This is a genomic window from Nocardia sp. NPDC004711 (assembly GCF_053601595.1).
The window spans coordinates 1-1,667 of sequence record NZ_JBSGCB010000173.1 but is presented as its reverse complement, the minus strand read 5'-3'; the positions used below and the strand labels follow the sequence as shown (position 1 = coordinate 1,667).

At 65.1% G+C, this 1,667-nt stretch carries 1 protein-coding gene; it reads right to left on the bottom strand.

The annotated features are described in order from the left end of the window. Positions 1-375: 375 nt before the first annotated feature. Complete coding sequence (locus ACWEKS_RS49235; protein WP_452346590.1) at positions 376-1,314, bottom strand: phosphotransferase; 939 nt, start codon at positions 1,312-1,314, stop codon at positions 376-378. Positions 1,315-1,667 lie beyond the last annotated feature (353 nt).

The following is a 1,667-nucleotide window of genomic DNA, read 5'->3' as shown; positions in this document are numbered from 1 at the left end:
GCCCGCAGGATTGCCGCTGGTGCACCAGTACACCTGGTTTCGGTCGCCGACCTCGAGCAGACCGCCGGCGTACGGATCGATCGGAGGAAAAGACGTCGACACGGTTGTCGAGGCTAGCGGAGGCGCGCGGCATCGACGAAAGAGTTACAGGACAGGACCTGGTTCAGTGGGATCCGCACATCGGCAGAAGCGGACGTTCTGCACCGCAACAGGTTCCGGCCGCCGGCGCCCCACGCTGGCCGGTTCGGTCAGCGCGGTATGCGGCATTACAGGAGTGAGGCCAGCCGGTTGCTCGTCGTTCCGCGTAGTCGTTCGCTGGGTGTCCGTAGATCCGGCCGGTACTGAGGTGCACCGCCCACAGCATCACCCCCACCACTACGACCAATTCAACCGTGAGGCCAACCACGACAGCGTTGTTCGAGCCGCCCGCCCCTGAAACACTCGCAGATTCGGTGACCGTGGCGGCGCCGGCAGGCGAGACTGCGCACTCCAATAGCCGGCCAGCGCGCACAGCAGCGAATCCATCGCGACCCGATCGAGGTCTCGCGTCACCGGATGCGTGGCCAAGATCGGATCAGGGTCGATCCCGGCGGCTGCGATCGAGGGAGCCAGAAACCCCAGGTCCACCCACGCCGCACCGCGGCACGGCCACGCCCAGTCCACCACTGTCACCGACCCGTCAGCGGTCACAAGCAGGTTGTCGGAGCGAAGATCGGTGTGCAACAACGTCTCCCCGGTCGCCCACTCGAGCCACCGACCCTCCAGCGCCACCAGCGCATCCAGATTCCGCACTGCCCACGGGTCCAGGTCCTGTGGTGTGCCACGTTCGGCAAAACTGGTCCAACGCCGCAGTTCCGGCCCGTACATCTGGGCCACGGCGGGCGCAGCTGGTAGCGGGCTCGGCGTCAACGCCTTCGCCATCCGATCCAGCAGCGCCAACACCGCGGTCAGCTCCTCGGGCCGGTCCAGACGGGGGTGTCGGCCCGCGACGAACTCGAACACGAGAACGAACCACCCCGACTCCTCGACCGTGAACAACCAAGAAGGTGTCGGAACAAGACCTGAAACACCTTGCGAAGCAGCGGCTTCCATGCGAAACGGGCTCGCGAGTTCGTCATCGGCGCGTATCGCCTTGGCGAACGCTTGTCTACCGTCGGCCAGCACCAGCACCGCGGCCATCCCGTGACTGAACCCACCGTCCTGATTGGCGGCAGACACCACCGGCGTTCCGAGCCCAGCGACGACCCGCTCGCGCACAGACATTGGAAGATCGGTCCATTCATCGCGTTGCGCGACACCCTCGAAGACGGTCACCTGCACATTCTGCGACCCACCCCCAGCCGCGGCAACGCGATATCAAAACCCTCAGAAGAAGCCGGTCAGAGCAGTTCTCATGGGACCGCGAACCTACGCGGAGTAGATCAACGAGACCAACCATCGGGTCGACTGAACTCGGCCCAGAACTGGGCAATTCACACGCGACCGGATACCGATCATGCCCTACGTGAGCGGAGGTCTCGCATCAGGTCCGCGTTGTTGGAGCCCGCTGCAGCCAGACAAGCGCCGCACGACAATCGGCTACTTAAGACTGGTGTTAGGGCCGGGTCCCGGCCAGGATTCGGTCCAGGTGCCCGGTGGGATGCTCGGTCAATCGGCTGCCCGCCAGC